We start from the raw sequence: 24,645 nt of genomic DNA, 5'->3' as shown, positions 1-24,645 counted from the left end.
CGGGTTCACGCCGGGATCGAGAATCCGCCGGCGCAACCTCCCGGCCGGCCCGCTTGGATGGGCCTGGTCGAGGCACCGGAAATGCTGCCTTATTCGTGCAATCTGCGGACCGCACAATTCGGTGAGGGTCGGCGACTCGCCGGCCCGGTCGCGGGAGGGGATCCATGCCGGACAGCGCCACCGGTCGGCTCGACAGCTCTTGGTTCGCCAGCTCTTGGTTCGACAGGGGAGCTTTGGACACGTTCACGCCGTTCGGCACCCTGCACCTCGTCTCGGTGCTGTGCTGCTTTGCGGCGATCACCGTCCTGGTGCTGGTCGCACGGCGGCTCGCGCCCCCGGCCGAGATGCGCCTGCGCGCCGGCCTCGCCGTGTTCGCCGTCCTGGTCTGGGGCACCTACAACATCGCCTGGAACTGGAGCGGCATCGACATCGTCTCGGGGCTTCCGCTGCACATCTGCGACGTCGGCGGCATCATCGCGCCGCTTGCGCTGATCTCGCAGAAGCGCTTCCTGCGGGCGACGCTCTACTTCTGGGCCTTCGCGCTGACCACCCAGGCGTTCATCCAGCCGACCCTCGTCCAGGGCCCCGCCTCGCCGCTGTTCTGGTGCTTCTGGATCGCCCACGCGATCATCTTCGGCTACGCCATCTACGACATCGTGGTGCTCGGCTTCCGCCCCGACTGGAGCGATTTCCGCCGCGCCGCCGTGTTCACGATCGGCTATGTCGGCGCCGTCTTCCTCCTCAACATCGCGCTCGGCTCCAACTACGCCTATGTGGGCGACCCGGCCGACACCAAGCTGATCCCGCCCTTCGTCGCGATGCTCGGCCCGTGGCCGGCGCGTGTGCTGGTGATGGCGGCGCTGGCCGGTTTCGGGTTCCTCCTGGTGTTCCTGCCCTGGCGTTTTTTCGGCCGGGCCGCCGAGGCCGCGGTGGAGCCGGAGGCGGCGTGAGCGGCGGCTGAGCCGCCGATGGCGCGGGCGGCTTCCCAAGCGCCGCCCGTTGCTCTAGGAAGCGGCCCTTCCGCAACCCGAAGGCCCCCGCTGCGATGCCGACCTCCGCCCTGCCCGAGCCCACCCGTCCATCCGAAGAGCCGGGTGTCGTGCGAAAAGTCAGCTACGTGTCGCTCGGCTGCCCGAAGGCGCTGGTCGATTCCGAGCGCATCATCACGCGGCTGCGGGCCGAGGGCTACGAGCTGACGCGCTCCCATGCGGGCGCCGACCTGGTGCTGGTCAACACCTGCGGGTTCCTCGACAGCGCCAAGGCGGAGTCGCTCGCCGCCATCGGCGAGGCTTTGGCCGAGAACGGCAAGGTGGTGGTGACCGGCTGCATGGGCGCCGAGCCCGACGCGATCACCGAGAAATTCCCCAACGTGCTCGCCGTGACGGGACCGCAGCAATACGAGAGCGTGATGGAGGCCGTGCATCGCGCCGTCCCTCCCGCCCACGCGCCGTTCGTCGATCTCGTGCCGCCGCAAGGCATCAAGCTGACGCCGCGCCACTACGCCTATCTGAAGATCTCCGAGGGCTGCAACAACCGCTGCAGCTTCTGCATCATCCCGAAGCTGCGCGGCGACCTCGTCTCGCGCCCCGCCGCCGACGTGCTCCGCGAGGCCGAGAAGCTCGTCGCGGCCGGCGTGAAGGAGCTTTTGGTGATCTCGCAGGACACCTCGGCCTACGGCGTGGATCTGAAATACGCGACCAGCGTCTGGCGCGACCGCGAGGTGCGGGCGAGGTTCCTCGATCTCGCGGGCGCGCTCGGCGAGCTCGGCGTGTGGGTGCGGCTCCACTACGTCTATCCCTATCCGCATGTCGACGAGGTGATCCCGCTGATGGCCGAGGGTCGCGTGCTGCCCTATCTCGACATCCCGTTCCAGCACGGCGCGACCTCGGTGCTCCGGCGCATGCGCCGTCCCGGCGCCCAGGAGAAGACGCTCCAGCGCATCGCGCGCTGGCGCGAGACGTGCCCCGACCTGACGCTGCGCTCGACCTTCATCGTCGGCTTCCCCGGCGAAACCGACGACGAATTCGAGGAGCTGCTCGCCTGGCTCGACGAAGCCTCGCTCGATCGCGTCGGCTGCTTCAAGTACGAGCCCGTGAAGGGTGCGCCCGCCAACGATCTCGGCCTCGCCGTCCCCGACGAGGTGAAGGAGGAGCGCTGGCACCGCTTCATGCAGCGCCAGCAGGCGATCTCGGCGCGCCGCCTGAAGCGGAAGGTCGGCACCCGCCAGCAGGTGATCATCGACGCGGTGGAGAACGGCATCGCCCGCGGCCGCAGCAAGGCCGACGCGCCGGAGATCGACGGCGCCGTCCACGTCGTCTCGCGCCGCCCGCTGCGCGTCGGCGAGATCGCCACGGTCAAGATCGAGCGCGCCGACGCCTACGACCTGCACGGCACCGCGGTGGGGTTCTGACCGCTCTCGGTCGTTCCGGGGCGGCGCGCAAGCGCCGCGCCCGGAACCCATATGCCCCCTCTATCGTGAGCCACGGACACCGAGGAAACGGAATCATGGCTCGCGGACCTGACGGTCCGGATCCGGGAATGACGGATCACGCTCCCTCCAGCGCCCGCAGCAGCGTCAGGATCGCGCGATTGAACGGGACGGCGATGCCGTGGCGCTCCGCCGTGCGGACCACGGCGCCGGTGATGAACTCGTGCTCCATCGGCCGCCCGGCGAGGCGATCGTAGAGCATCGACGTGCCGGTGGCCGGATTGTAGGTCTTGTGGAGATGCAGCGTGTGGGCGACGTCGGCGGCGCCGATGTTTGCGCCTTCGGCCCGACCCACCGCCACGGCCTCCGAGATCAGCGTCTCGCCGAGCGCCGCGACGTCCGTGTCCTGAAAGATGCCGATGCGGCGCAGCGTCAGCGCCGTGATCGGATTGGCCGCCACGTTGGTCAGCACCTTGCGCCACAGCGCCGTGACGAAATCGGGCTCCTGGTGCACGACGAGCCCGGACGATCTCATCAGCACCGCGAAGGCCGCGCCCGGGCCGCCCTCCGGCACCGTGATGCGTCCTTCGGTGTGCAACCTGATGTGTCCGGGTGCGAGACGCTCGACGCCCGAATAGATCAGCGCCGGCAGCACGGTGGCGTCGTCGACGAAGCCCGCCACCCGCTCGGCGTGGCCGATGCCGTTCTGCACGACGACGACGGTCGTCCCCTCCCCGACCAGGGCGCGCAGCCACGGCCCCGCTGCCGCCGTGTCCTGCGACTTCACGGCGACCAGCACCCACGGGACCGGAGCGACGTCAGCCGACGACGTGACGATGCGGACCGGCACGGTGTCGCTGCGCCCGCCGCGCTCGACCACCAGGGCGTCGACCGGCGTGCGCACGCACAGGCTCACGTCGTGACCGGCATCGCACAGATGGGCGCACAACAAGCCCCCGACGGCGCCCCCGCCGATCACGGCGACGCGCGTCGCAACTCCGCTTTCCATCATCTCGGACTCAACACCTTCACGATCGCCCCGGTCAGCCTCGACAGATCCGCCTCCCCGATCGTGAAGGCCGGCGTGAGATAGACGATCCGGCCGAACGGCCGGACGTAGACGCCCTCGTCCACGAATCGCGCTTTCAGGGCCGGAACGTCGATCGTGTCGAGCTCGACGACGCCGATGGCGCCGCGCACCCGCACGTCGACGACGCCCGGCAGGTCGCGGCACGGTGCGAGCTGATCCGTCATCTGGGCCGCGATCGCCTTCACCTGCGCGAGCCGCGGCTCGCGCTCGAACAGATCGAGCGAGGCGTTGGCGGCCGCGCAGGCGAGCGGGTTGCCCATGAAGGTCGGCCCGTGCATCAGCGCCGCCATGGCGTCGTCCGACCAGAACGCCTTGAAGACGCGCTCGCTCGCCACGGTCGCGGCGAGCGGCAGTGTGCCGCCCGACAGCGCCTTGCCGAGCGTCACGATGTCCGGCACCACGCCGGCGCCGCCCTGCTCGACCGGCGCGCAGGAAAACATCGCGCCGGTGCGGCCGAAGCCCGTGAAAACCTCGTCGAAGATCAACAGCGTGCCGTGCCGGTCCGCGAGCGCCCGCAAGCGCGTCAGCACGGCGGCGTCGTGGAACAGCATGCCGCCGGCGCCCTGCACCAGCGGCTCGACGATGATGCCGGCGATCTCGTCGGCCCGTTCACCGAGCAGACGGTCGAGCGCCGCGGTCGTCGCCGCGTCGCGCGGCAGGTCGGTGATCAGGTGCTCGGGCAACAGTCCCTTGAACAGTCGGTGCATGCCGTCGTCCGGATCGCACACCGCCATGGTCGCGGTGGTGTCGCCGTGATAGCCGCCCCGGAAGGCGACGAACCGGGTGCGACCGCGGACGCCGGAGTTGATCCAGAACTGCACCGCCATCTTCATCGCGACCTCGACGGCGACCGAGCCCGAGTCGGAGAAGAACACCCGACCGAGGTCGCCCGGCAGCAGCGCCGCGAGTCGCGTCGCGAGTTGCGCCGCAGGTTCGTGCAGGAGCCCGCCCAGCATCACGTGCGGCATCGTCTCGAGCTGGCGAGCGACCGCCATGCGGATATGCGGATGATTGTAACCGTGGCAGGCCGTCCACCACGAGGCGACACCGTCGACCAGCTCGCGGCCGTCGGCGAGCACGATGCGGCTGCCACGCGTCGCCGCGACCGGCAGTGGCGGCGCCGCGGTCTTCATTTGCGCATAGGGCAGCCACACCCGATCACGACCGCGTGTCCACCAGGATGGCGGCTCTGCGACCCCGGCATGCCCCATTTCGCCTTTATGAACAATATCATGCGGGCCGTGCATGGCGTTCCCTGCGGCTTCGTCGGTTGCTCTTGTCATCGCGGGCGGCCACCCTTGCGGTTCGGCCGGCGGGACGACCCGGTCCGGCCGACGGTCCAGTACCGCACCGCCCTGCGCGATGAAACCCGCTTTCGGCGCGCCGTCCGACCTTCGCCTCCGAGACCGGATGTTCGAGACCCGGATGTTCGAGACCCCGATTCGATGACCTCACTCGATGCTTTCGCCACCGCCAAGCTGGACGCCCTCGCGGCGCAGAGCCTGCGGCGAGACCTCGTCTCCACGGCCCGATCGGCCGGCACCGTGGTGGAGCGCGGTGGACGCCGATACCTGTCCTTCTCCTGCAACGACTATCTGAACCTCTCGCATCACCCGGCCGTGCTCGCGGCGGCGCGCGAGGCCATCGACCGCTACGGCATCGGCTCCGGCGCATCGCGCCTCGTCACCGGCAACCATCCGCTCTACGACGCGCTGGAGGAGCGCCTCGCCCGGCTCAAGGGCGCCGAGGCCTGTTGCGTGTTCGGCTCCGGCTATCTCACCAACACGGGTGTCATTCCGGCGCTGGCGGGGCGCGGCGATCTGATCGTCGTCGACGAATGGGCGCATGCCTGCATCATGGCGGGCAGCCGGATGAGCGGCGCCGCCGTGCATGTCTTCCGCCACAACGACGTCGCCCATGCCGACGCACTGTTGACGGCCCATCGGGCCGCCCACCGCCACGCGCTGCTGCTCACCGACGGCGTCTTCTCGATGGACGGGGATCTGGCGCCGTTGCCGGCGCTCGGCCGGCTGGCGCGGGCCCACGACGCTTGGCTGATGGCCGACGACGCCCACGGCATCGGCGTTCTGGGGGGCGGCCGCGGCTCGAGCTACGCGTTCGACGAGCCTGCCGACGTGCCGCTGCAGATGGGCACGCTGTCGAAGGCGATCGGCGGCTACGGCGGCTATCTGTGCGCCTCGCGCCCGGTCGTCGAGCTGATGAAGAGCCGGGCCCGCACGCTCGTCTACTCGACCGGGCTGCCGCCGCCCGTGGTCGCCGCCGCGATCGCGGCGCTCGACCTGATCGCGGCCGATCCGAGCCTCGCCGAAGGTCCGATCGCCAAGGCGCGACTGTTCACGCGGCGCGCCGGGCTGCCGGACCCCCAGAGCCCGATCGTGCCCGTGCTGGTCGGCGAGGCGGAGGCGGCGCTCGCCGCCTCGCGCATGCTCGCCGAGGAGGGGTACCTGGTGGTGGCGATCCGGCCGCCGACCGTGCCGGCCGGCACGGCACGGCTGCGGCTGACCTTCACGCCCGCCCACCCGGACCAGGATGTCGAGCGTCTCGCGGATCTGGTCCGCGAGCGCGTACTGGGGAACGTGTCATGACTGTCGTTTTCGTCAGCGCCACCGGGACCGAGGTGGGCAAGACCTTCGTGTCCCGTGGGTTGATCAAGGCCCTCAAGGCGAAGGGCCGCACCGTCGAGGCGCTGAAGCCGGTGCAGAGCGGCTACGACCCGCGCGAGGCCGACGGCAGCGACGCCGGCCTGCTGGTCGCCGCCACCGGGCTGGAGCCGACCGAGGAGGCCATCGCGGCCGTCGCGCCGTGGCGATTCGAGGCGCCGCTGTCGCCGCATCTCGCCGCCCGCCGGGAGGGCCGCAGCATCGATGCCGACGCCGTGGTCGCCTTCTGCCGCGAGCGCATCGCGGCCCGCAAGGACGTGATGGTGATCGAAGGGGTCGGCGGCATCATGGCCCCGCTCGACCGCTCGCGCACCGTGCTCGACCTGATGGTCGCGGTCGGCGCCCCGGTCGTCCTCGTGGTCGGCAGCTATCTCGGCACGATCAGCCACACCCTGACGGCGCTCGAGGTGCTGCGGCAGCGCGGCCTCGCGGTCGCCGCGATCGTGGTCAGCCAGACCGACGACGGCACGGTGGTCCCGCTCGCCGACACGATCGGGGCGCTGGAGGCCTTCGGCAAGGGCCTGCCGGTGCTCGCCGTGCCGCGGCTGCCGCCGGAGAGCCCGCCCGAGCATCCGGTGTTCGACGAACTCGCCGCGCTGGTGTGAACCGCCGGCCGGCGAGCCGCAAGCCGGACCGCCGCCACCGGCCGGCGGACCCGTCCGCCGGCCCATCCCGGATCGACCGAACTTGATCTCCGTCCGTCCGGGCGTATGGCTGGACGAGGCGCGTCGGATGCGGCGGACCGTTCTCCGCACCCGGACGCGAGGCGAGATCGCATGACGCAGCCGCACGCCGCGGACGACCGGCACAGACACCTGTTCGCGCGATACTGGCGGAGCGCGTCCGGCTTCTGGACGGAGCGATCGGCCCGGGTGAGCTGGCCGCTGACGCTGGGCCTCGTCTGCATCGTGCTGTCGCAGATCGCGGTGCAGTACCAGCTCAACTACTGGAACCGCGATTTCTTCAACGCGCTCGAGCGCCGCGACGCGGCGGCGTTGTGGCAACAGGTCGGCTGGTTCGTGCCGCTCGCCGTGCTCAGCGTCAGCCTGTCGATCGCCTCGGTGTGGGGCCGGATGACCACGCAGCGCAAATGGCGCGAATGGCTGACCCGGCACCTGCTGGCGCTGTGGCTCGAGGAGCGCCGTTATCAGCGGCTCGGCTCGGTCGACGGCGAGCACCAGAACGCCGAGTACCGGATCTCCTTCGACGCCCGCATCGCCACCGACGCGCCGGTCGACATGGCGATCGGGCTCCTGAACGCCGTGGTGACAGCGCTGGTGTTCATCAACGTGCTGTGGACGGTCGGCGGCGACTTCCGCTTCCAGGTCGCCGGCCACACGCTGACCATCCACGCCTATCTGGTCGTCGCGGCCGTCGTCTACACGCTGGTGTTCACCACCGCGATGGTCTTCGTCGGCCGCAATCTCACCACGGTGATCCAGGCCGAGAACCAGGCCGAGGCGGAGCTGCGCGCCGCCACCAACGAGATCCGCGAGCTCGGCGAGCGCGTCCCGCCCGCCACGGTCGCGCTCGCCGACCTGCAGGGCGTGCGCGTCGCGCTGACCCAGGTGCTGCGGCGCTGGCGCCAGCTCTGCCACCAGCTGATGGGCACCACCATGGTGTCGCAGACCGACATCCTGCTGGCACCGGTGGCGGCCTGGATCCTGTGCGCCCCGAAGTTCTTGGCCGGCGATATGTCGCTCGGCGAGCTCACCCAGGCGTCCGCCGCCTTCGTGTCGGTCCAGCTCGCCTTCAACTGGTTCGTCGACAATTACCACCGCGTCGCCGAATGGCGGTCCTCGGTGAATCGCGTCGCCACCCTGCTCCACGCCCTCGACGACGCCGACGGCATCCCGGAGCCGACACCCGCCCCGGCACCGGGGCCGCAGGACCACGTCGTGATCTGACCGCTCCCGGGGATCCGAAGGCCCGAGGACTCACGCCCGCACCCGTGTCGCGATCGCCTGGAGTCCCAGAAAGGCGACGTCGGGATGGGTGATCACCGCGGTCGGGATCGCGGCCAGGTAGGCCTGGAACCGGCCCTTCGCCTCGAAGCGGGCGCGGAACTCCGACGCGTCGAAGGCCGCGCCGAGGCGCGGCACGATGCCGCCGGCGACGAAGACGCCGCCGCGCGCCCGGAACATCAGGGCGACGTCGCCGGCGACGCTGCCCAGCATGGCGCAGAACATCGCGACGGCCTCGCGGCAGACCGGGCACGCCCCCTCCCCGGCGAGCCTGCTGATCTCGGCGGCCCGGCGTGCCGGGACGACGACGCCGTCCACGACGGCGATCGCCGCATGGAGCGCCTCGAGCCCGGGACCGGAGATCGCCCGTTCGTTCGACACATGGCCGTAGCGGCGGCGCAGCACCGCGACGACCGCCGCCTCGCGATCGGTGGTCGCGGCGAGGCTCGCGTGGCCACCCTCGGTCGGCACCACGACCGGATCGGCGGAACCTCCCGCACCGTCGGGACCGCGCACCAAGGCCGCGACGCCGAGCCCGGTGCCCGGGCCGAGCACGACCCTGGGACCGCCCGGCACCGCCGTGCCACCGCCGACCGGACGAAGATGGTCAGGACCGAGGCGGGTCAGCGCCCACGCCACCGCCTCGAAGTCGTTGATCAGGACGACGCGCGACATCCCGAAGCCGGCACGCAGTTCGGCCGCTTCGATCACCCACGGGCTGTTGGTGAAGCGCACCGTCTCGCCGTCGACCGGGGCGGCGACGGCGAGCACCGCCGCCGTCGGTCGCACGCCCGGCGCTTCGGCCCGCAGAAACGTCGCCACGGCGTCGTTCGGGGACGGATGGTCGGCCACGGCGAGGTGACGGATCGCCCCGAGCCGGTCCGTGAGCAGGGCGAAGCGGGCATTGGTGCCGCCGATGTCGGCGAGCAGCACGGCACTCACGTCACGACCCTCGCACGCCCATCGTCATTGCGCCGCGGCGAGCGGGCGCGATGCCGTCGCCCGGATCAGGTCGGCGTACCAGTGATAGGAGGCCTTGGGGATCCGCATTCCGGTGGCGTAGTCGACATACACGATTCCGAATCGCTGGCTGTAGCCCGAGCCCCACTCGAAATTGTCGAGCAGCGACCAGATGAAATAGCCCCGCACGTCGGCCCCGGCGGCGCGCGCCTCGTTCAGCGCGTCGATGTAGGACTTCAGATAGTCGATGCGCGAGGGATCGTTCACCTCGCCCTTCTCGTCGACCACGTCCGGATTGGCGGTGCCGTTCTCCAGAACGTAGACGGGCAGCTTGTAGCGGTTCGACAGGAAGATCAGCGTGTCGCGGAAGGCGTCGGCCTCGATCGGCCAGCCCATCGAGGTGCGCCGCACGGACTCGGGCGACGGCCCCCAGCCGACGCCGAGCGGATTGCCGTCCCACGCCTTCATGTAGTGCGGCGAATAGTGGTTGAGGCCGAACCAGTCGATCGGACGGCAGATCCGCGCGATGTCGCCGGCCGCGATCCACGGCTCCATCAGATCGGCGATCAGGGCCGGATAATGGCCGAGGAGCTGAGGATCCGCGAAGGCGCCGTTCCAGTAGGCGTCGAACAGCGCCGCCGCCTTCACGTCCTCGGGCGCCGGCGTCGCCGGCCGGCACGGCTGGATGTTGTGGACGATGCCGAGCGATGCGTCCCTCACCAGCGCGCGCAGCACGTCGATGGCACCGCCGTGGCCGAGATTCACGTGATGGATCGCGCGGTGGAACATGTTGCGGTCGACGATGCCGGGCGCCTGACCGCCCATCACGAAGCCGAACAGCGTGAACACCGACGACTCGTTGAAGGTGGCGAAGCGCTTGACCCGGTCGCCGTAGCGGCGCGCGATCAGGGCCGCGTAGTCGGCGAACCAGAAGGCGCAGTCACGATTGGCCCAGCCGCCGAGGTCGCCCAAGGCCTGCGGCAGATCCCAGTGATAGAGGCACAGCCACGGCTCGATGTTCGCCTCGAGCAGCGCGTCGATCAGCCGGTCGTAGAAGGCGAGGCCCGCCTCGTTGGCGGCGCCGCGCCCCTTCGGCTGCACGCGCGGCCAGGCGACGGAAAATCGATAGGCGCCGACGCCGAGCGCCTTCATCAGCGCGACGTCCTCGGCATAGCGGTGATAGTGGTCGCAGGCGACGTCGCCGGTGTCGTTGTTGGTGATGCGACCGGGCTGGCGGCTGTAGGTGTCCCAGATGCTCGGCCCCTTGCCGTCCTCGGATGCGGCGCCTTCGATCTGATAGCTCGAGGTGGACACGCCCCACAGGAATGGAACGTCGGATGCGGCGGCGGGCGCGGGCGCGCGCGGGCTCATGGTTGTCCTTCCCTTCGCAGTCTCGTTTTCGCGGTCTCGTTTTCGCGGTCTGGCCTGCACGACGAGCGCCCGTGCAGACATCACGATCGGGCGAGGCTACGCCGGCGACGTTTCCGATGTGTTGATGGCCGTCAACCGACGCGCGCCGCACCCGGCCGCACCCTCGGAGCAGTCCTTACGGTACTTATCGGAGTGCGCCGCGGGCCCGATCGGCAGAGACTGATCCTGCGGACCGCCGCTCCGAACGACGCTGGCCCGTCCTTGTCTCCCGCGCGTCGCGTGCGCTCGACATCCGGCGCGACGCGTGCGGGCCCGCTCCCTCTCGAACGCCGATCGCGCGATGATCCGGGGTCGAGGTGGTCCGGCGTCGAGGTGGTCATGCGCAAATCCACGAAGATCGTCTTCATCGGGGCCGGCAGCATGTCGTTCGGCCTCACGCTGTTCCGCGACCTCTTCTTCTCCGAGGATCTGGCCGGCGCCACCATCGTGCTGGTCGACACCGACGCCGCCGCGCTCGAGCGCATGGCGGCGATCGGCCGCCTGCTCGCCGACAAGGCGCGCGTCGCCGTGACGATCGAGACGACCACGGACCGGCGCGCCGCGCTGCCGGGCGCCGACTTCGTCCTCAACGCCACGGCGATCGACCGGATGCGGCTGTGGCGGCACGACTACGAGGTGCCGAAGCGGCACGGCATCCGCCAGACTCTCGGCGAGAACGGCGGCCCGGGCGGCCTGTTCTTCACGCTGCGCACCCTGCCAATGGTCTTCGACTTCGCCCGCGACATCGAAGAGATCTGCCCCGACGCGCTGTTCGTCAACCTCTCGAATCCCGAGAGCCGCATCGTCATGGCGCTCGGCAAGTACACGAAGGTGCGGGTGCTCGGCCTGTGCGAGGGCATCTTCGGCGCCCGCAGCCAGGTCGCGCGGATCCTCGACCGGCCGGCCGAGACGATCGACGTCTGGGGCGCCGGCCTCAATCACTTCCAATGGCTGATGGCGATCCGCGACCGCGAGACCGGCGCCGATCTCTACCCGGCGCTGCGCGAGAAGGAGGCGACGCACGACCCCGCCTTCGTCCCGCTCGACCGCACGCTGTTCCGCGCCTTCGGCTTGTGGCCGACCTGCGGCGACGGCCACACCGGCGAGTTCGTGCCGTATGGCTGGGAGGCCGACGGCGGGGACGACAAGGGCTACGACTTCGACGGCGACCTGCGAACGCGGGCGGAGTTCCGCGCCGGCGTCGACGCCGTGCTGGCCGGCACGGCCGCGATCCCGGACTGGTGGACGATGCCGTCGGGCGAGCGCGGCGCCGCCGTGATCGCCGCGGTCGCCCACAACGAGAAGCGGTTCATCGAGTCGGGCGTCGTCTACAACCGCGGCGTCGTCCCGAACCTGCCGGCCGAGCTCGCCGTCGAGGTGCCGATCGTGGCGGACGCGGCCGGCATCCATCCGGTGTCGCTCGGCCCCCTGCCCGATCCGATCGCCAAGCTGCTCGCCGTGCAGGCCGGCGTCCAGCAGCTCGCCGTCGAGGCGGCGGTGCGTGGCTCCAAGGAGCTGGCGCTCGAAGCCCTGCTGATCGACCCGGTGGTCGCCTCGACCAGCGCCGCGCGGGCCGTGCTCGACGAGTTGTGGGAGATCAACAAGCCCTACATCCGGGCCTGCCTATGATCGCATGGCGGCCGTCGCCGACATCGTCTCGACGGCCGTGGACGGGTTGGACTAGGGTGGACGAGCACATCGCCGCGGGCCGAGGAGTCGGCGCGGCCGGGATCGGAGAGGTCCGGTGCGGGTCAGGGATTTCATGTCGTCCCCGGTGGTGGCGATCGGGCCGGATCGGCCGATCTGCGAGGCCGCCCAGCTCATGCTCGATCACCGCGTCAGCGGCCTGCCCGTGGTCGACGCCGGCGGGCGGCTGGTCGGCATCGTCAGCGAGCGCGACCTGCTGCGCCGCCGCTCGAACGGCGATCCGCCGCGGCGGCCGCACTGGCTGCAGCTGATGACCGAGCGCAACGCCCTCGAGCAGGAGCCCGAGCGATTCCATACGCTGACGGTCGGCGACGTGATGACGACCGATCTCGTCACGGTCGGCGAGAACACGCCGCTCGAGGAGGCCGGTCGGCTCCTGGAGAGCCGCCGCATCAAGCGACTGCCGGTCGTCCGCGGCCAGCGCGTGGTCGGCGTGATCTCCCGCGCCGACCTGCTGCGCGCGCTGCCCCGCGCGCTCGGCAAGGCCGAGGCGGCGTCCAAGCACGACCCCGCGATGACCGACGAGCGCCTGATCGAGCTCGAGCGCCAATACTGGCTGCAACGCACCCGCGGGCCGAAGTGAGGTCTCCGGTCCGGTCGTTCCGGGGCGCCGCGCAGCGGCGAGCCCGGAATCCATAAGCCCGGCGGTAGTGGCTCACGAAAGACCGGGGATATGGGTTCCGGGCTCGGCGCCGACGCGCCGACCCAGGACGACAGAGGCCCCTACTGGCTCGTCGCCTTCCGGTTCGCGCGGAGCTGCAGATAGAGGTCGTAGGTCTTCTTCGCGACGCTGCGCCAGGAGTAGTTCTGCTCGACCCGGGTGCGGCCGGCCTCGGCCATGCGGGCGCGCAGCGCCGGATCGCGGGCGATGCGGTTGATGCCGTCGGCGAGGCCGCGCTCGAAGCGGGCCGGCGCCATCGGATCGTGCGGCGGCTCCGCCGACAGGTTCGGGTCGACCAGGATGCCGGTGACGTCGTCGACCACCACCTCCTTGATGCCGCCGACCGCGCTGCCGACCACCGGCGTGCCGCACGCCATGGCCTCCAGGTTGATGATGCCGAACGGCTCGTAGATCGACGGGCAGCAGAACACGGTGGCGTGCGAGTAGAGCGCGATGGTGTCGGCGCGCGGCAGCATCTTGGACAGCCAGATCACGCCTTCGCGGCTCCTCTGCAGCTCGGCGACGATCTCCTCGGTCTCGCGCTGCAGCGCGAGCGTGTCGGCGTCGCCGGCGCACAGCACCACCTGCAGCGACGGGTCGAGCTGCGGGATCGCCTGCAGGAGGTAGTAGAGGCCCTTCTGGCGGGTGATGCGGCCGACGAACAGCACGTAGGGACGGTCCGGATCGACGCCGAGCCGGGTGAGCACCTCGGGGGCGTGGATCTTCTTGTACTCGTCGGTGTCGATGCCGTTCGGGATGATGTGGACGCGCTCGGCCGGCACGTCGAACAGCCGCAGGATATCCTCCTGGGTGCTCTTCGACACGGCGATCACGGCATCGGCCGTCTCCAGGGCGTTCTTCTCGATCCAGCGCGACAGGTCGTAGCCGTGCCCGAGCTGGTCGCGCTTCCACGGCCGCAGCGGCTCCAGCGAATGGACCGTGATCACCATCGGGATGTTGTAGAGGATCTTCGCCAAGAGCCCGGAGAAGTGCGTGTACCACGTGTGGCAGTGGATGATCTCGACATTGCCTTCGAGCTCGTTGCCGATTCCCTGCCCCATGAAGGCGAGGCAGGTGGACAGCGCCTTCAAGGGCGACACGTAGGTCTGCGGGCAGCCGGCGAACAGCGTGGTGTCGACCTTGATGCCGCGGACATGGAGCTGGCCGTCGTCCAGCGTCTGATCGTGGAAGGTGCGCACCTCGACCGGCGTCAGCTTGGCGAGCTCGCGCGACAGATACTCCACGTGCACGCCGGCGCCGCCGTAGACATAGGGCGGGTATTCGTTGGTGGTGAGCAGGACTCGCATCTCGGGCACTCCAGTCGCCGCTCGCGGCGCGGCGGAAACGTCGGCGCGCGCCGTCAGGCGACGCAGCGCAGCAGCACGGCCGGATCCTGGTCGGGATCGATGGCGAGCCGCACCCCGCCCCATTCGACCAGCCGCCACTCCCCGGTGACGAGGTTCTCGACCGCCCGCACGGGCCGGCGCGCGCCCTCCGGGCCGATCCGCATGTCGCCGAAATGCAGCCACACGTCGTGCCGCCCGGGCGCGAGCGCGATCGCCACCGCCACCACGTTGTCGCGGGCGACCGACTCCTTGACGAAGCCGAGCACGGCCGGGCTGTCGACCTGCACGAAGCCGAAATTGGAGGTCTGCTGAAGCGCCGGATTGGCGCGCCGGATGGCATTGAGCTGGGTGATGTAGCCCTTGATGTTGCCCGGCGCGTTCCAGTCGCGCACCTTGATCTCGTATTTCTCGGAGTCGAGATACTCCTCCTTGCCCGGCACCGGCACGTGCTCGAGCAGCTCGAACCCGTTGTAGACACCATAGTTTCCGGCGAGCGTCGCGGCGAGCGCGACCCGCGACTTGAACATCCACGGCTCGCCGCCCTGCAGATGGACGGGCAGGATGTCGGGCGTGTTGACGAAGAAGTTCGGCCGGAAATACTCGCGTTCCGGATGGCGCGTCAGCTCGGCCATGTAGGCGGACAGTTCATCCTTGCCGGTGCGCCAGGTGAAGTAGGTGTAGGACTGCGAGAATCCGAGCTTGGCCAGCGCCTTCATCACCTTCGGCCGGGTGAAGGCCTCGGACAGGAAGACGGCGTCCGGATAGCGGGCGTGGACCTCGCGGATCATCCACTCCCAGAACGGGAACGGCTTGGTGTGCGGGTTGTCGACGCGGAAGATCCGCACCCCCTGCTCGGCCCAGAACAGGACGACGTCGCGCAGCGCCTGCCAGAGTGCGACGCGCTCGGCGCAGTAGAAGTCGGGATTGGTGATGTCCTCGTACTTCTTCGGCGGGTTCTCGGCGTACTTCATCGAGCCGTCGGGCCGCCACTTGAACCACTCGGGATGCTGCTTGATCCACGGATGGTCGGGCGAGCACTGCGTCGCGAAGTCGAGCGCGATCTCGAGCCCGTGCCCCTTCGCGGCGGCGACCAGGCGGCGGAAGTCCTGGAGGGTGCCGAGCTGGGGATGGACGGCGTCGTGGCCCCCCTCGGCGGCGCCGATCGCGTAAGGCGAGCCCGGATCGCCCGGCTCGGCCTTGAGCGCGTTGTTCTTGCCCTTGCGGTTCTTCACCCCGATCGGATGGATCGGCGGGAAATAGAGGACGTCGAAACCCATCGCCGAGACGTCCGGCAGGCGCGCGATGACGTCGTCGAAGGTGCCGTGGCGGTTCGGGTCGGGCGTCTGGCTGCGCGGGAACACTTCGTACCAGGCGCTGCAGCGGGCGCGCGGCCGCTCGATCATCATCGGGAAGGCCTGGCTCCAGGTCAGGTCCGGCCGCGCCTCGACGGCCGCCATCGCGGCCGCCAGATCCTCGGCGAGCAAGGGCCGCGCCCCACCGGCCGTACCGAACATGTTGAGCGCCGCCTGCAGGCGCCCGGCCATGTCGCCGGCGCGTGGCAGCGCCGCCGCGACCAGGTCGCGCCCCTCCTTCAGCTCCAGGGTGACGTCCTGTCCGGCCTTCTGCTTGGCCAGCGTGTCGCGCCGCCAGGTCGCGAAGCCGGCCGTCCAGGCCTCGATCACGAACACGTGCCGGCCGATCTCGATCGGCACGAAGGCGCCGTGCCAGCGGTCGTTCTCGACCGGCACCAGCGGCGCGGTGCGCCAGCCGCGCTCGCCCTCGCGATGCCAGCGCAGCGCCGCCGCCGTCACCTCGTGGCCGTCGCGGAAGAGATCGACCCACACATCGACCGGCTCGCCGACGATCCGCTTCACCGGATAACGCCCGCCGTCGACGGTCGGATAGACGTCCTCGATGACGAAGCGCCGCTGATAGGCCTCGGCCTCGAGCGGTGCGCTCTCGGCGGTGGCGGGCAGATGCGACTCGTACGTCACGGTCGAGCGGGGCGTGCGCGGGAAATTCATCTTCGACCTTATGAGAGATCAGGGTTCGTTATGAGCGGCCCGCCGGTCGCGCGCAACGCCGCGCCGAGAAAACGCGCAGGCGCCCGGCAACCCTCGCGGGGAGACGGCTCCGGCCCACAATGTTTCCTTTTCGGCCCGGCGGCAAGGCCGCATCGCACTGCGGCAAAGGTTGCGTCGCAACGATCCGAAGACGCGGCGAGCGCGCCGTCGACAGCGCGACGCGCCCGACACGAAAATGCCCGCGACGGCGACCGTCGCGGGCGTGGATGGTGCGATGATCGTGCGCGCCGGCGCGCGCCGCCGGTGCGGACCGACTCGCCGCCCCGTCAGGCGGAGGCGAGCGCCGCCGGCGACGCGGCGAGGCCGGCCACCCGCACGGTGTGCTGGGCGATCATCGCCTCCTCGTCGGTCTGCATGACGTAGACCTTCACGGGCGAGCCGGCCGTCGAGATCACCTCGGCACCGGCCTCGTTGGCGGCCCGGTCGACGACGAGGCCGGCCCACTCCATGCCGTCCAGCACGGCGCCGCGGACGAACTTCGAGTTCGCCCCGATGCCGCCCGTGAACACGATCGCGTCGGCGCCGCCCGTGATCGCCATCAGGCTTCCGAGCTCGCGGCGGATGCGGTTGACGAAGTAGGCCAGCGCCTGCTTGGCGGCCGGCGCGTCGGAGGCCTCGAGGTCGCGCATGTCGCTCGACACGCCCGACATGCCCTTGAGGCCCGACTTCTTGTTGAGCAGATCGGAGATCTCCGCCGCCGTCATCTCCTTCTGCTGCATCAGATAGAGCAGCACGCCGGGATCGATCTGGCCGCAGCGCGTGCCCATCAGGAGGCCGTCGAGCGGCGAGAAGCCCATGGTCGAGCCGACGCCCTTGCCGTCCTTGATGGCGCACATCGAGGCGCCGTTGCCGAGATGCAGCACGACGAGCCGGCGCAACGCATCCGGATCACGATCCATCAGCCGGCTGGTGATGTACTCGTAGGAGAGGCCGTGGAAGCCGTAGCGGCGCACGCCCTCCTCGTAATACGCCGGCGGCAAGCCGTAGGTGTCGTTGACGAACGGCTGGGTGCGATGGAAGGCGGTGTCGAAGCAGCCGACCTGGGGAATGCCCGGGAAGGCGCGTCCCGCCGCCGCGATGCCGGCGAGATTGTGCGGCTGGTGCAGCGGCGCCAGCGGCGCGAAGGTCTTCAGCACCGCGAAGGCGGCGTCGTCGATCAGCATCGGGGCCGAGTAGACCGGCCCGCCATGGACGACGCGGTGACCGATCGCGGCGATCTTGGCGTCGGGGAAACGCTCGCCGAGCCACCCGATGATGATCTTCAGCGCGTCGTCGTGGTTCTTGGGCGTCTCGGCGCCGGTCAGGGTCCGCTTGGTCTTCTGACCGTCGACCTTGGCCTCGAACTCCGGCGTGACGCCGATTCCTTCCACCTGGCCGATCGCGACCATGCGGGGCCATTCGCCGCCGTCGAGCACGAACAGCGCGAACTTGATCGAGGACGACCCCGCATTGAGGGTGATGATGTGGTCGCTCATGTCTGCGATTCCGTTTCTTCTTGATGTCCGGCGCGGCTCACTCGGCCGCGACCTTGGCCGTGTCGGTGCCCGGCACCGGAACCGCACGACCGGTGCGGCGCCGATATTCGTAGAGCTGGGCGAGCGCCGCCGAGACCAGCCGGGCGCGATCGTTGTCGGCGCGGCTGGTCAGCATGACCGGCGCGGCGGCGCCGACGACGAGGCCGGCGGCCTCGGCCCGCGCCACGAAGGTGAGCTCCTTGGCCAGCATGTTGCCGGCCTCGAGGTTCGGCACGATCAGCACGTCGGCGCGGCCGGCGACCAGCGACGTGATGCCCTTGGTGCGGGCCGCAGCGACGTCCATGGCGTTGTCCATGGCGAGCGGGCCGTCGACGATGCCGCCCTTGATCTGGCCGCGCTCGGCCATCTTGGAGAGTGCCGCCGCGTCGAGCGTCGAGGGGATGCTCGGATTGACGGTCTCGACCGCCGACAGGATGCCGACGCGCGGCTTCTCGATGCCGCACGCGATGGCGAGATCGATGGCGCTCTGGGTGATGTCGACCTTGGTGATCAGATCCGGCGCGATGTTGATCGCCGCGTCGGAGATGAACAGGAGGTGGTCCATGGTCGGCACGTCCATGACGAAGACGTGGCTGATACGGCGCCCGGAGCGCAGGCCGCCGTCCTTCTTGACCACCTGGCCGAGCAGCTCGTCGGTGTGCAGGTTGCCCTTCATCACCGAAGCCGCCTCGCCGCGACGCACCAGCTCGACCGCCTTGGCCGACGCCTCGACGCCGTTCTGCGCGTCGATCAGCTTGTAGGGCGTGATGTCGAGACCGCCCGCCTCGGCCGCCTTCTGGATGGCGGCGCGCGAGCCGATCAGGATCGGCTCGATCAGGCCTTCGCGGGCGGCCAGCACGGCGCCGCCGAGCGAGTTGTGATCGTCCGGGCAGACCACCGCGGTCGCCATCGGGCCGAGGCTCTTGGCGCGCTGGATCAGCGGCGTGAACTGGTCGCACTCGTCGAGGATCAGGGTCGGCAGCTCGCGCGCCGCGACCGTCATGCGCTCGGTCGGTACGTCGACGAGGGCGCGGCCCTCCGCCACCACGGTGCCGTCGAGCTTCTCGATCCGGGTCTCGAACACGGCGACGGGTGCGGCCTGCTTCTCGACGCAGCGGACGCTCGCCCGCACCTTGTCGCCGACCTTCACGCGGCTCACCGCGCGCAGATCCTGCGAGCGATAGAGCGTGCCGGGCCCGGGCAGCAGATTGCCGAGCACAGCCGAGATCAGCGAGCCCGCCCACATGAACGGCGCCGTGACGGCGCGGTTCTCGGTCGAGGCCTGATCCGGAACCACGGCCGGGTTGGTGTTGCCCGAGACGTGAGCGAACAGATAAAGATCCTGCACCGAGCAGACCCGCTCGATGCTCGCGGTGTCGCCGACCTTCAGCTCGGCGAATGTCGTGTTCTTGATCACGTCTGCCATCGTCGTATCCATCTGCGGTGGTGCATCGAGGCGTGGTGCGCCGAGCACACCGACCGCTTCTCCGTCAGGGGTCGTCGTGTCAGGGGTCCGGAGCAAGTCCTGTTCCAGAAGCGCGGCGGCAGGAAAGACATCCCGACCCGGCGAGGGTCAATCGAATTCGGCGTTTGGCTGGGTGAGCGTTCGCGCATGGCCTCCGATGAGCGCGAGACGTCGCGAGTATCACGCACGTGACGCGAAGCACGCGATCCGAAACCGGCCGGCCCGAAGCGCGACGGGCCGCGGGTTCCACTCTACGAACGAACTTATAAGAAACACATAAATGGTCGAAGACACGACGGAAAAACCACGTACCCGGGGCCACGCACAGGCCGCGCGACGGCCGGAGAGCTTTCCCGGACACACCGCTCCGGCGGCCGGCATCGCGGTCGCCGCGTCGATCACGACGACAGCGTGGACGTGATCAGGGGTGCGCCGTCGATCCGAAAAGATACTGTTCGGGATTTTCCGTATGCGCCCCGGACTCGGTCCCTCGATGCAGTCTAGCCGGACCGTGCGATGCCGCTGCATCGGCACAGATTCGCCCGGCCCGGCCTCGACGTGGGGCCGGTCGCGCAATCCCTTGCGCCCCACTGCGCAAGCCGCTGCACAGGCCGTTCCCCTCGGTCGCGTCCTGTCGGTCGTCGGCCGGCTGTCGCGGCCGATGGCGGCATGCTATCAAGGCGCGTGACGAGACGACGCCCCCACGCCGCGCCACCGACCGCTCCGGCCCCGTCATGGCCGCGGGCCGTGTCGGGCGTGGTCGTCATCGTCGCGCTGCTTTTCCAGATCCTGCTGCCCGCGCTCGCGTCGCCGCGCCCCGGGGACGGCACCTCCCGGGACGGTGCCTGGTGGTCGTCGGCCGCCGGTCTCACCGACATCCTCTGCATCGGCCGGCCGGGTCTGGCGGGCGCCGACCGCAACCTCCCCGGCACGACCGACCTTCCCGCCGACGAGCGGACCGACGCCGCGCACGGCTGCTGCGTCCTCTGCACGACGCCGGGGGTCGCGACCATCGCGTTTCAGGTGGTCGGTCCGGCTCCGGCCTGGCACCGGATCGCCGCGCAGATGCCGCGCCGCTTCGCCGTCGCGATCGTGCCCGAGCGCAGCCCGATCCGCCCGCGCGCGCCACCCGCGTCCTGATTCCCCGCACCTCTTGCCTTCGTTCAGGTCCGTGATTCCGGCCGTTCGGCGCTCGCATGGCGCGACGGCCTCGTTCGGAGAATATCGATGTTCCGCACTCTCTCGTATGCCGCTGTCGCCGGCGCTCTCGTCGCCCTGCCGCTCGCCGCCGCGGCGCAGACGCCGGCCCCCACCGAGATCAAGGTCGGCGCCCTCAAGATCGAGACCCCGTGGACCCGCGCCACCCCGCGCGGCGCCAAGGTCGCGGGCGGCTACATGACCATCACCAACACCGGGACCGTGCCGGACCGCCTGGTCGGCGGCAGCCTGCCGCAGGCCGGCCGCTTCGAGGTCCACGAGATGAAGACCGAAAACGGGATCATGACCATGCGGCCGATCCCGGGCGGCCTCGAGATCAAGCCGGGCGAGACCGTCAAGCTGATGCCCGGCGGCTACCACGTGATGTTCATGGAGCTGAAGGAGCCGCTCAAGGAGGGCACGACACTCGCGGGCGAGCTGCGCTTCGAGAAGGCCGGCACGGTCGCGGTCAGCTACAAGGTGCAGGCGATCGGCGCCACCACGCCGGACGGCACGGCGCCGGCGGGCGGATCGGCCGGCGGCCATCAGCACGGCCACTGAGAGGGGCCGTCGTTCCGGGGCGCGGACCGCGAGGTCCGCGAACCCGGAATCCAGCCACGACGTCCGAGGCTCGGTCGAATTCCGGGCTCGGCGCGGAGCCCGTGCTCGGGCGGCGCGACGCGCCAGCCCGAGAGCGCCGCTCGGAACGACCCCGAGGCGATCGGCGTTCGCCCGCCTACACCTTGATCTCGATCGGGCCGCCGGCCTTCTTCCAGGCGCCGAAGCCGCCGCCGACATGGGCGACCGGGGCGAGCCCCATGCGCTTCGCCGTCAGGGTGGCGAGCGCCGAACGGGCGCCGGCCGCGCAGAAGAACACGTACTTCTTGTCCTGGGCGAAGATCGGCTTGTGGTAGGGGCTCGCCGGGTCGATCCAGAACTCCAGCATGCCGCGCGGACAGTGGAAGGCGCCGGGCACCCGGCCCTCGCGATCGAGCTCGCGGATGTCGCGCAGGTCGACGAACACGACGCCGGGGTCGCCATGCAGGGCGATCGCCTGGTCGACACCGAGGGTCTCGATCTCGCGCTCCGCCTCGGCTACCAGATCGGCGACGTGCTTCGTGATGGTCTGACTCATGAGTTTCTCCTGGGCGTCGGCACCGGAACGGCACCGGCGAAGCGGGACGTCGGTGGCGAGGCGGGCCGGCATTGTGGCGACCACGCGCGGATTGGCAATCGGGGGGAATGGCGATGCTCGGATGGTTCGACCCGCTCGATCTCGTGGCGATCTCGGTGTTCGTCCTCGCCTGGACGAGCTACGCTGTCGCGATGGAATGGACGCGGCTCGGCCGTGGCGCCCTCAATGCGCGCATGGACGAGGAGCGCGCCGTTTGGATGCGCCGCATGCTGCGGCGCGAGTCGCGCATCGTCGACACCCAGATCATGGCGGCCCTGCAGAACGGCGCCGCCTTCTTCGCCTCGACCTCGCTGCTCGCCATCGGCGGCGCGCTCACCGTGGTGCGCTCGACCGACCAGGTCGCGTCGATCCTCTCCACCCTGCCCGTCTCGATGCCGAGCGCGCGCGAATTGTGGGAGGTGAAGTCGGTCGGCCTCACCGTGATCTTCGTCTACACCTTCTACAAGTTCGCGTGGTCGTACCGGCTGTTCAACTACGTCGCGATCATGCTGGGGGCGACGCCACCCGCCGCCGAGCAGGGCAGCGAGGAGGCCGAGCGCCACGTCCGCCGCACCACGCGGCTGTTCCGTTCGGCCGCCATGCATTTCAACCGCGGCCAGCGGGCGCTGTTCTTCGCCCTCGCCTATCTGGGCTGGTTCATCGGCCCGTGGGTGCTGATCGCCTCGACCGCGGCGGTCGTCTTCGTCGTCTGGCACCGGCAGTTCGCGTCGGATTCGCTGCGCGCGCTGCGCGACGACCAGCCCCCGGACTGACGTCGAGTCACGGCGCCGGGAACAGCTCCGACGACTTGCCGGTGAGCCAGTAGACGAGAAGGCCGACCCATTCGCGCATCGCCGTGTCGGTGCGGCGCAGCCCGTCGCCGATCGAGGCGAACGGCCGCAGCGCATCGGCCGGCCCGACCGTGCGCCAGTCGACCGGGTACGGCTCGACCGCGAAGCCGGCCCGCCGAAACACGCCGATCGCGCGCGGCATGTGATAGGCCGAGGTGACGAGCAGCCAGCGCTCGCCCGATTTTGGTCGTGCGATCGCCTTGGTGAAGAGGGCGTTCTCCACCGTGTTGCGCGACCGGTCCTCGCCGACGAGGCGTTCGTCGGGCAGCCCGAGCTCACGCAAGAGGCGCAGCGCCGGCACCGACTCCGACCCCTCCCCGTACAGGAATCCCGGATCGCCGCCCGAATGGATCACCCGCGCCTCGGGGTGGCGCAAGGCGAGCGCGGCCGCCGCCGTCATCCGCTCGGCCGCCTCGTTGAGCACGACCTCGCCGCGCGCCGCCGAGACGTCCGGCGTGGTCGCCCCGCCGAGGATGACGATGCCGGCGATCGGCCGGCCGTCGTCGCGGAACGGCGGGAACCGCTCCTCCAGCGGCACCATCAGGGCGTTGCCGAGCGGCGACCAGCCGAGCACCGCGAGCAGGACGAGGCTCGCGACCGCGAGGCCGCGGCCGAGCCGCGCGAAGCGCGTCGCCATCAGGGCGAGGCCGACGAGGCCCAGCACCATCACGGCGTTGGACGGCAGGGCGAAGAAGCCGAGCAACTTGGAGACCGGAAAGAACATGCCCCGGTGAAGCGTTCCCCGGCGCCCGCGTCAAGCCGTCGCCGAGTCGGAGCGTCCGCGCCGCGAAAGGTCAGCGCTTCGCCTCGATGAAAAATTTCCCGAGCCAGCCGACGACGACGCCCTGGATCAGTCCGAGAAACAGCCCGGAGCCTTGAAGCACGTCCTTGACCGGGCCACGCGCCTGGGCGCCAAGGACCAAATAGAGAACGAGCAGGTAGAAGGCGGACAGGACGAGCGCCCCCCAGACCACGACGGCGGATGCCCGCTTCTCGGCGTCCTCCGGATGGTCGGTCACGGTCCAGGCGCCGCCGATCAGAGTCATGCCCGGGAATACGTACTGGGCAACCCAGGTCCAGGCCGCCTCCGCCTCGGTGCCGTAGAAACCGTTGAGCTGGCGCAGGATCAGGATCAGCAGCAGCGGCATCACCGCGACGCCCCAAAGCGCCGTTAGCACGAGCTTGGCGGTGCGCACCGTCATGGCAGCGCTTTCAGGCTCGCGCCGATGCTCTCGAGGTGTTCGTCGAGCGTCCACCGGCTCGGACGCAGATGCCGCGTCTCCTCGCCCGTCCGCTCGAACTCGTAGACCAGCACCAGGAGCGCATGATGGGGTGTCACCGGCAAGGCACGGATCTCCGGATCCAGGAAATCGGCGCCCTGTTGCGCCCAGGCCTCCGTCAGTCGTTGCAACTCATCGTCGCCGACCGGGCGCATCTCGACCGCCTTGTTGGTCAGCACGAACACGATGATACGGTGATAGCCGGGTGTGCGGACGAGCCCGAAGATGTCCCAGAAGCTGATCCCGGCGCTCGCGACGACGGCACGGCTCGGCCAACGGTCGGGTTTCGCCAGGGGCCGACCGGTGACGGCGTCGAGACGCTCGATCCGGGTCACGAGGGCGAACCCTCCCGGTACGGCGTAGTAGTTGATCTGGTCGAAGTCGGCGGCCGTGGTGATGGCGCGAAGCCGGTCGGCGACCTCTCCGACCGTCCGGGCCCGGGGCCTGTCCGCGACGACGTCCGGCGAGAAGGCGCGCCGTGTCGACGGCGTCGGCGGTGGCCACGGGAAAAACGGCTTGTTCGTCTCCGGTGCACGTCCCCCACCGAAGGTCGGCGCCGTGGGGGGCGTCGACGGTGCCGCCCTCGCCCACGGCTCGGGCCCGTTCCGATCCATGCGCGCGATCGGTCCGTCGCGATAGGCGTGGCGGTGCCACTCGGCGAAGGTCGATTCCGCCCGGCTCCGGGCCAGCTCGGCGAGGCGGGTCCGGCACTCCGGCGTCAACCGGCTGCCGCGCTGGATGCGCACCCGCGTTATCTCGTCCATGCCGGCCAGGAGCACCTCGCGGCGCCGCCATGCAGTCCAGGCAGCATCGTCGAGCCGGTCGACCCCGGT

General features: G+C 70.2%; 22 protein-coding genes. 10 read left to right on the top strand and 12 right to left on the bottom strand.

Going from position 1 to position 24,645, the window contains the following annotated elements:
- The first annotated feature begins 164 nt into the window (after positions 1-164).
- Both ACFSOX_RS00415 and rimO read left to right on the top strand, forming a co-directional pair.
- On the top strand, positions 165-950 hold the full coding sequence (locus ACFSOX_RS00415; protein WP_378475819.1) for a YwaF family protein: 786 nt from the start codon (positions 165-167) through the stop codon (positions 948-950).
- A 95-nt stretch (positions 951-1,045) separates the two neighbouring features.
- The gene (gene rimO, locus ACFSOX_RS00410) at positions 1,046-2,410 is read left to right on the top strand and encodes a 30S ribosomal protein S12 methylthiotransferase RimO (protein ID WP_378475818.1); all 1,365 of its coding nucleotides are present in this window, start codon (positions 1,046-1,048) and stop codon (positions 2,408-2,410) included.
- 136 nt (positions 2,411-2,546) lie between these two features.
- On the opposite strand, the gene ACFSOX_RS00405 is transcribed toward rimO, so the two are convergent.
- Both ACFSOX_RS00405 and ACFSOX_RS00400 read right to left on the bottom strand, forming a co-directional pair.
- Positions 2,547-3,440, bottom strand: a complete 894-nt coding sequence (locus tag ACFSOX_RS00405) for a 2-dehydropantoate 2-reductase (RefSeq protein WP_378475817.1) — start codon at positions 3,438-3,440, stop codon at positions 2,547-2,549.
- Entirely contained in the window at positions 3,437-4,729 is a 1,293-nt protein-coding gene (locus ACFSOX_RS00400; RefSeq protein ID WP_378475816.1) for an adenosylmethionine--8-amino-7-oxononanoate transaminase, read from the bottom strand. The genes ACFSOX_RS00405 and ACFSOX_RS00400 overlap by 4 nt, the downstream gene beginning before the upstream one ends.
- Before the next feature lie 234 nt (positions 4,730-4,963).
- On the opposite strand from ACFSOX_RS00400, the gene bioF reads away from it, so the two are divergent.
- The 3 genes from bioF (at position 4,964) to ACFSOX_RS00385 (ending at position 8,106) form a co-directional block, all read left to right on the top strand.
- Positions 4,964-6,124 carry an 8-amino-7-oxononanoate synthase gene (gene bioF / locus ACFSOX_RS00395; protein ID WP_378475815.1) on the top strand — a complete coding sequence of 387 codons (1,161 nt, stop codon included), beginning with the start codon at positions 4,964-4,966 and terminating at the stop codon, positions 6,122-6,124.
- Positions 6,121-6,804, top strand: coding sequence for a dethiobiotin synthase (gene bioD, locus ACFSOX_RS00390; protein WP_378475814.1), 684 nt, complete (start codon positions 6,121-6,123; stop codon positions 6,802-6,804). The genes bioF and bioD overlap by 4 nt, the downstream gene beginning before the upstream one ends.
- Before the next feature lie 171 nt (positions 6,805-6,975).
- The gene (locus ACFSOX_RS00385; protein WP_378475813.1) at positions 6,976-8,106 is read left to right on the top strand and encodes an SbmA/BacA-like family transporter; all 1,131 of its coding nucleotides are present in this window, start codon (positions 6,976-6,978) and stop codon (positions 8,104-8,106) included.
- Between the two features lie 30 nt (positions 8,107-8,136).
- On the opposite strand, the gene glk is transcribed toward ACFSOX_RS00385, so the two are convergent.
- Both glk and ACFSOX_RS00375 read right to left on the bottom strand, forming a co-directional pair.
- Positions 8,137-9,105, bottom strand: a complete 969-nt coding sequence (gene glk / locus ACFSOX_RS00380; protein WP_378475812.1) for a glucokinase — start codon at positions 9,103-9,105, stop codon at positions 8,137-8,139.
- 24 nt (positions 9,106-9,129) lie between these two features.
- Entirely contained in the window at positions 9,130-10,494 is a 1,365-nt protein-coding gene (locus ACFSOX_RS00375; RefSeq protein WP_378475811.1) for a GH1 family beta-glucosidase, read from the bottom strand.
- Positions 10,495-10,872: 378 nt separating this feature from the next.
- Here ACFSOX_RS00375 and ACFSOX_RS00370 point away from each other — a divergent pair, with 378 nt between their 5' ends.
- Both ACFSOX_RS00370 and ACFSOX_RS00365 read left to right on the top strand, forming a co-directional pair.
- Entirely contained in the window at positions 10,873-12,162 is a 1,290-nt protein-coding gene (locus ACFSOX_RS00370) for a family 4 glycosyl hydrolase (RefSeq protein ID WP_378475810.1), read from the top strand.
- Positions 12,163-12,277: 115 nt separating this feature from the next.
- Entirely contained in the window at positions 12,278-12,823 is a 546-nt protein-coding gene (locus ACFSOX_RS00365; protein ID WP_378475809.1) for a CBS domain-containing protein, read from the top strand.
- A gap of 140 nt (positions 12,824-12,963) precedes the next feature.
- Here the strand turns inward: ACFSOX_RS00365 and glgA are convergent, their stop codons facing one another.
- From glgA to ACFSOX_RS00345, 4 genes are all read right to left on the bottom strand, one after another.
- A complete protein-coding gene (gene glgA / locus ACFSOX_RS00360) occupies positions 12,964-14,208 on the bottom strand; it encodes a glycogen synthase (protein WP_378475808.1) in 1,245 nt (414 codons plus the stop codon).
- Positions 14,209-14,261: 53 nt separating this feature from the next.
- Positions 14,262-16,271, bottom strand: a complete 2,010-nt coding sequence (locus tag ACFSOX_RS00355) for an alpha-1,4-glucan--maltose-1-phosphate maltosyltransferase (RefSeq protein ID WP_378475807.1) — start codon at positions 16,269-16,271, stop codon at positions 14,262-14,264.
- 326 nt (positions 16,272-16,597) lie between these two features.
- Positions 16,598-17,806: an acetate/propionate family kinase gene (locus tag ACFSOX_RS00350; RefSeq protein WP_378475806.1), complete on the bottom strand. Its 1,209-nt coding sequence runs from the start codon at positions 17,804-17,806 to the stop codon at positions 16,598-16,600.
- Positions 17,807-17,843: 37 nt separating this feature from the next.
- On the bottom strand, positions 17,844-19,271 hold the full coding sequence (locus tag ACFSOX_RS00345) for a bifunctional enoyl-CoA hydratase/phosphate acetyltransferase (RefSeq protein WP_378475805.1): 1,428 nt from the start codon (positions 19,269-19,271) through the stop codon (positions 17,844-17,846).
- Positions 19,272-20,066: 795 nt separating this feature from the next.
- Between ACFSOX_RS00345 and ACFSOX_RS00340 the strand changes: the two genes are divergently transcribed.
- Together ACFSOX_RS00340 and ACFSOX_RS00335 are read left to right on the top strand one after the other, a co-directional pair.
- Positions 20,067-20,450 (top strand): hypothetical protein, encoded by a 384-nt coding sequence (locus ACFSOX_RS00340; protein WP_378475804.1) that lies wholly within the window; start codon positions 20,067-20,069, stop codon positions 20,448-20,450.
- Positions 20,451-20,537: 87 nt separating this feature from the next.
- On the top strand, positions 20,538-21,068 hold the full coding sequence (locus tag ACFSOX_RS00335) for a copper chaperone PCu(A)C (protein ID WP_378475803.1): 531 nt from the start codon (positions 20,538-20,540) through the stop codon (positions 21,066-21,068).
- Positions 21,069-21,243: 175 nt separating this feature from the next.
- Here the strand turns inward: ACFSOX_RS00335 and ACFSOX_RS00330 are convergent, their stop codons facing one another.
- A complete protein-coding gene (locus tag ACFSOX_RS00330) occupies positions 21,244-21,642 on the bottom strand; it encodes a rhodanese-like domain-containing protein (protein WP_378475802.1) in 399 nt (132 codons plus the stop codon).
- A 107-nt stretch (positions 21,643-21,749) separates the two neighbouring features.
- Here ACFSOX_RS00330 and ACFSOX_RS00325 point away from each other — a divergent pair, with 107 nt between their 5' ends.
- Positions 21,750-22,454, top strand: coding sequence for a DUF599 domain-containing protein (locus tag ACFSOX_RS00325; protein ID WP_378475801.1), 705 nt, complete (start codon positions 21,750-21,752; stop codon positions 22,452-22,454).
- Positions 22,455-22,461: 7 nt separating this feature from the next.
- On the opposite strand, the gene ACFSOX_RS00320 is transcribed toward ACFSOX_RS00325, so the two are convergent.
- From ACFSOX_RS00320 to ACFSOX_RS00310, 3 genes are all read right to left on the bottom strand, one after another.
- The gene (locus ACFSOX_RS00320) at positions 22,462-23,256 is read right to left on the bottom strand and encodes a YdcF family protein (RefSeq protein ID WP_378475800.1); all 795 of its coding nucleotides are present in this window, start codon (positions 23,254-23,256) and stop codon (positions 22,462-22,464) included.
- Positions 23,257-23,326: 70 nt separating this feature from the next.
- Positions 23,327-23,734 (bottom strand): hypothetical protein, encoded by a 408-nt coding sequence (locus ACFSOX_RS00315; RefSeq protein ID WP_378475799.1) that lies wholly within the window; start codon positions 23,732-23,734, stop codon positions 23,327-23,329.
- A complete protein-coding gene (locus ACFSOX_RS00310) occupies positions 23,731-24,558 on the bottom strand; it encodes a hypothetical protein (RefSeq protein WP_378475798.1) in 828 nt (275 codons plus the stop codon). Before ACFSOX_RS00310 ends, ACFSOX_RS00315 begins: the two co-directional genes overlap by 4 nt.
- Between the last annotated feature and the right edge of the window lie 87 nt (positions 24,559-24,645).

It is taken from the genome of Rhodoplanes azumiensis, assembly GCF_042682915.1.
Taxonomy (GTDB): Bacteria; Pseudomonadota; Alphaproteobacteria; order Rhizobiales; family Xanthobacteraceae; genus Rhodoplanes; species Rhodoplanes azumiensis.
The sequence above is the reverse complement of the archived record's forward strand: the minus strand, read 5'-3'. Positions and strand labels throughout refer to the sequence as shown.

Coding starts and splice junctions, on each gene's coding strand:
- ACFSOX_RS00415 (WP_378475819.1), top strand. CDS start 165: ATGCCGGACAGCGCCACCGGTCGGCTCGACAGCTCTTGGTTCGCCAGC.
- rimO (WP_378475818.1), top strand. CDS start 1,046: ATGCCGACCTCCGCCCTGCCCGAGCCCACCCGTCCATCCGAAGAGCCG.
- ACFSOX_RS00405 (WP_378475817.1), bottom strand. CDS start 3,440: ATGATGGAAAGCGGAGTTGCGACGCGCGTCGCCGTGATCGGCGGGGGC.
- ACFSOX_RS00400 (WP_378475816.1), bottom strand. CDS start 4,729: ATGGGGCATGCCGGGGTCGCAGAGCCGCCATCCTGGTGGACACGCGGT.
- bioF (WP_378475815.1), top strand. CDS start 4,964: ATGACCTCACTCGATGCTTTCGCCACCGCCAAGCTGGACGCCCTCGCG.
- bioD (WP_378475814.1), top strand. CDS start 6,121: ATGACTGTCGTTTTCGTCAGCGCCACCGGGACCGAGGTGGGCAAGACC.
- ACFSOX_RS00385 (WP_378475813.1), top strand. CDS start 6,976: ATGACGCAGCCGCACGCCGCGGACGACCGGCACAGACACCTGTTCGCG.
- ACFSOX_RS00375 (WP_378475811.1), bottom strand. CDS start 10,494: ATGAGCCCGCGCGCGCCCGCGCCCGCCGCCGCATCCGACGTTCCATTC.
- ACFSOX_RS00370 (WP_378475810.1), top strand. CDS start 10,873: ATGCGCAAATCCACGAAGATCGTCTTCATCGGGGCCGGCAGCATGTCG.
- glgA (WP_378475808.1), bottom strand. CDS start 14,208: ATGCGAGTCCTGCTCACCACCAACGAATACCCGCCCTATGTCTACGGC.
- ACFSOX_RS00355 (WP_378475807.1), bottom strand. CDS start 16,271: ATGAATTTCCCGCGCACGCCCCGCTCGACCGTGACGTACGAGTCGCAT.
- ACFSOX_RS00350 (WP_378475806.1), bottom strand. CDS start 17,806: ATGAGCGACCACATCATCACCCTCAATGCGGGGTCGTCCTCGATCAAG.
- ACFSOX_RS00345 (WP_378475805.1), bottom strand. CDS start 19,271: ATGGCAGACGTGATCAAGAACACGACATTCGCCGAGCTGAAGGTCGGC.
- ACFSOX_RS00335 (WP_378475803.1), top strand. CDS start 20,538: ATGTTCCGCACTCTCTCGTATGCCGCTGTCGCCGGCGCTCTCGTCGCC.
- ACFSOX_RS00330 (WP_378475802.1), bottom strand. CDS start 21,642: ATGAGTCAGACCATCACGAAGCACGTCGCCGATCTGGTAGCCGAGGCG.
- ACFSOX_RS00325 (WP_378475801.1), top strand. CDS start 21,750: ATGGCGATGCTCGGATGGTTCGACCCGCTCGATCTCGTGGCGATCTCG.
- ACFSOX_RS00320 (WP_378475800.1), bottom strand. CDS start 23,256: ATGTTCTTTCCGGTCTCCAAGTTGCTCGGCTTCTTCGCCCTGCCGTCC.
- ACFSOX_RS00315 (WP_378475799.1), bottom strand. CDS start 23,734: ATGACGGTGCGCACCGCCAAGCTCGTGCTAACGGCGCTTTGGGGCGTC.